The sequence below is a fragment of the Thermococcus sp. genome, from assembly GCF_027066465.1.
GTDB lineage: Archaea > Methanobacteriota_B > Thermococci > Thermococcales > Thermococcaceae > Thermococcus.
Genome location: NZ_JAMONU010000065.1, coordinates 1 through 3,043, shown reverse-complemented (window position 1 = coordinate 3,043; position 3,043 = coordinate 1). Strand labels below are relative to the sequence as shown.

The following is a 3,043-nucleotide window of genomic DNA, read 5'->3' as shown; positions in this document are numbered from 1 at the left end:
GGGAAGATGGAATCCACAACGGCGAAGCTCCCTGTTTCTGCCAACTCGCTCAGAAAGGGCATGTGCCTGAGGTTGTAAACGCCGTTTCCGTCGAGACTTATCAGGACGAGCTTTTTTCTCATCTTCACCACCGGTGTCAGCCTGACGTGCACTCATCACCGCTCAGTGGGATGGAGCGGTCATCATTCACCGGGCTTCATTGGTCAATTCGGTATAAATTCCTTCCGAGCCATTCGTCGAGCGTCTTCTGCCTCGCGAGGCTTCCCAAGATGTAGCTCCTCTTGAGATACTCCTCGAAGGGGTGCTCAAGCCTTCTCCGTATCGCGTCGAGAGCCTCGTTGAGCCTCTCAAAACGGCCGACTGGATTGTTTAAAGCTTTTTTCACGCCGAGGCGAATCTGCCAGACGCCAACGGGGGCGTAGTACTCGGGCGTTACCTCTCTGAAGACAACAACCCTCGCCTGCCTTCTTCTCGCCCTGAGGGCTTCGAGAACGCTTAAACGAGCGGCGTGATAGGCGCCGGCCGTTTCCCTAACGTACTCCTTCCTTCCCCGGAAGTCCTCGTAGTCGTGAATCACACTCGGCTTCTCGCTACCGAAGAGCGACCCCTTGAGCCAGACCTCCAAAAGCTCGAAGGCGTAAGACTGGGGCATCAGCAGAACGGCGTAGCGGTTGCCGAGGAAGCGGTAAAAGTAAACCTCATAGTCGTTTATCTCCGGGTAGTGCAGAATCTCGCGCCTCAGGTTTTTGCCGATAGTATCTTGAACCGCTGTGATGCTCCACCTCGTGGGGACGAGCTTCCTCTCAATTCCCAGGAGGCCCGCAGAGAGAAGCCGTATGATGTAGTACTCGTCGAAGTCCCAGTTGTAGAGGCGTATTATTGCCTGTTCGGCCCTCAGCTCGTCGCTCACCACGTAGTCGGTTCTCCTTGGGATTTTCGGATTCTCGGTCAGCTCGAAGTCGAGGAGTTCCGCTTTAGGCCCGATGGGCGGAGCGAACTCGCTTGGAAGAACTTTGAGCACCGGCTTTCTTTTGAGGATTACCTCGCTGTCCACGGGTTTTATTGACATCGCCAATTCCTGAACCTCGCTCAGAATCCTTCCGCTCTTCCTTACGTTCACATCTGCCTTTGTCTCGCCCATGACGAGCAGGGAGCGGTAGTAGAGTATGTCACGAATCGTTTTGTTCTCCCACTTGAGGGGACTGTCGAGATAGCTCGTATTTCCCTCGATTGGGGGAACTAGCGGGCCTATTCTAACCTTCGGATAGCCGTACTCTCCGACGAATATGCTCGGAGGGGAGGAACCGAAGAGGTGACGTTTGTTGAGCTTTTGTTCCACCGTACGGGCTACTCTAAACCTCTCGAGAATTGGACAGGTCGGCCTTCCACAGAGGAGCTTTCTCCCCTTGCAGATTGCGCACAGCTTTGAATTAAAAAGCTCGACCATCGGTTCTAGTAGGTATGTGCATATATACGCTTTACCCCTCCAAAAAGCTTAAAAACCCCCGCCTGCTCATATACCTCTGGCGTGCCGCGGTAGCCTAGCCTGGTAGGGCGCCGGCCTGCTAAGCCGGTGGGCGGTGCCCACCGGGGTTCAAATCCCCGCCGCGGCGCCATTAATTTCTCTAGGTTAGTGCCGGGATAGCCTAGAGGCGAGGCGAGGGACTGCAGATCCCTTTCACCCGGGTTCAAATCCCGGTCCCGGCTCCAAACTTTTTCTAAAAACTCCTAAAGAAGAGATAGACAGACGAACAAAAGAAGAGGTTAAAGCTTCAAAGAAGCATCCTCGCGTCGACGGCGACGGCGCCGTCCTCGTAGGCGAAAATCGGGTTGATGTCGAGCTCCTTAATCTCTGGAAGCTCAAGGGCAAGCTCGCCGACCTTGACGATGATGTCCGCCAGTGCGTCGATGTCCACCGGCTTCTCACCGCGCGCTCCGGCTAAAATTGGGTAAGCCTTGATTTCCTTAATCATCTCGAGGGCTTCTTCTTTGCTTATCGGTGCGACGCGGAAGGAAACGTCCTTGAGAATCTCAACGAAGATTCCACCAAGACCGAACATTACCGCCGGGCCGAACTGCGGGTCGCGTATCATACCGACGATAACTTCCTTGCCGAGCGGGAGCATCTTGTAGATTATGACGCCCCAGAGGTCGGCGTCGGGCTTGTACTTCTTGGCGTTCTCCATGATGGTTCTGAAGGCCTCTCTAGCTTCCTCGTCGTTCTTGATGTTGACCTTAACGCCGCCGGCGTCGCTCTTGTGGATAATCTGCGGAGAAACGATTTTCATGACGACGGGGTAGCCGATTTCACGGGCGAACTTTACGGCCTCCTCCTCGCTGGTCGCGACCTTGAAGTCCGGAACCGGGACGCCGTAAAGACGGAGTATCTCCTTCGCCTCGGGCTCAACGAGGGGCCTGTTTTCAGCTTTTGCCTTTTCGATTATCTTCCTTGCCTCTTCGACACGGCTCATTTCAATCACCTCGTAAGCTTGACGTTTATCACTCAGAGGGAAAGGTTAAAAGGGTTTCCATTTGCAAAGGTTCTAGGGAATGTCCCGGAATTGAAAAGAACTTAGAAACCTTCAGCTTTTCCTCAGAGTTATTTCAAAGCTTCTGTCCCCCTTTGTTACGTCCATAACGAGGCTCTTGTCGTAATCAATGAACTTTGTGTTGACTATGGAGTACCCCTCCTTTTTCAGGAAGTCCGCAATCTTAAGTCCGAGGTCATCGAAGAACTCCGCGGCCATTGTGGCCAGGCTTGGCTCCTTTATGCCGAGCTCATCGTGGTAGCGCCTCGCGAGTTCAAAGACGTCGCTCATGGTAACCACCGTTAATAGTATCCCTCAGCGTTAAAAACACTTTCGCCGAAAGGCTTAAATTGGCTCACTCTAACCTATTAGAGTGGTAACTATGGGGAGTGCCGAGAGGGGAGAGCAGTACTACCGTTCCGGCAGGGTTCTCTGGGTTGTGAAGTCGGGGAGCAGGCTCTACGGAAAGGTTCTGGGAACTTACCCCTACTCAGTGACGGTTGACTTGAAGGGCG

At 53.7% G+C, this 3,043-nt stretch carries 3 protein-coding genes, 2 tRNA genes and 1 pseudogene; 2 read left to right on the top strand and 4 right to left on the bottom strand.

Annotated elements, in window-relative coordinates; all coding sequences use genetic code 11:
- Positions 1-122: pseudogene (locus tag MVK46_RS02870) on the bottom strand (alkaline phosphatase family protein); the annotation flags it as partial.
- Between the two features lie 74 nt (positions 123-196).
- Positions 197-1,447, bottom strand: a complete 1,251-nt coding sequence (locus tag MVK46_RS02865; protein WP_297535138.1) for an Nre family DNA repair protein — start codon at positions 1,445-1,447, stop codon at positions 197-199.
- A gap of 83 nt (positions 1,448-1,530) precedes the next feature.
- On the opposite strand from MVK46_RS02865, the gene MVK46_RS02860 reads away from it, so the two are divergent.
- Positions 1,531-1,616, top strand: a tRNA-Ser gene (locus MVK46_RS02860).
- 19 nt (positions 1,617-1,635) lie between these two features.
- Positions 1,636-1,710 (top strand) — tRNA-Cys (locus MVK46_RS02855).
- Between the two features lie 62 nt (positions 1,711-1,772).
- Here the strand turns inward: MVK46_RS02855 and MVK46_RS02850 are convergent.
- Positions 1,773-2,471, bottom strand: coding sequence for an acetate--CoA ligase family protein (locus tag MVK46_RS02850; RefSeq protein WP_297535136.1), 699 nt, complete (start codon positions 2,469-2,471; stop codon positions 1,773-1,775).
- 111 nt (positions 2,472-2,582) lie between these two features.
- The gene (locus MVK46_RS02845; protein WP_297535134.1) at positions 2,583-2,819 is read right to left on the bottom strand and encodes a hypothetical protein; all 237 of its coding nucleotides are present in this window, start codon (positions 2,817-2,819) and stop codon (positions 2,583-2,585) included.
- Positions 2,820-3,043: the final 224 nt, after the last annotated feature.

Excerpts from the sequence above, each read along its gene's own strand:
- MVK46_RS02845 (WP_297535134.1), bottom strand. The coding sequence starts at position 2,819 with ATGAGCGACGTCTTTGAACTCGCGAGGCGCTACCACGATGAGCTCGGC.
- MVK46_RS02865 (WP_297535138.1), bottom strand. The coding sequence starts at position 1,447 with ATGGTCGAGCTTTTTAATTCAAAGCTGTGCGCAATCTGCAAGGGGAGA.
- MVK46_RS02850 (WP_297535136.1), bottom strand. The coding sequence starts at position 2,471 with ATGAGCCGTGTCGAAGAGGCAAGGAAGATAATCGAAAAGGCAAAAGCT.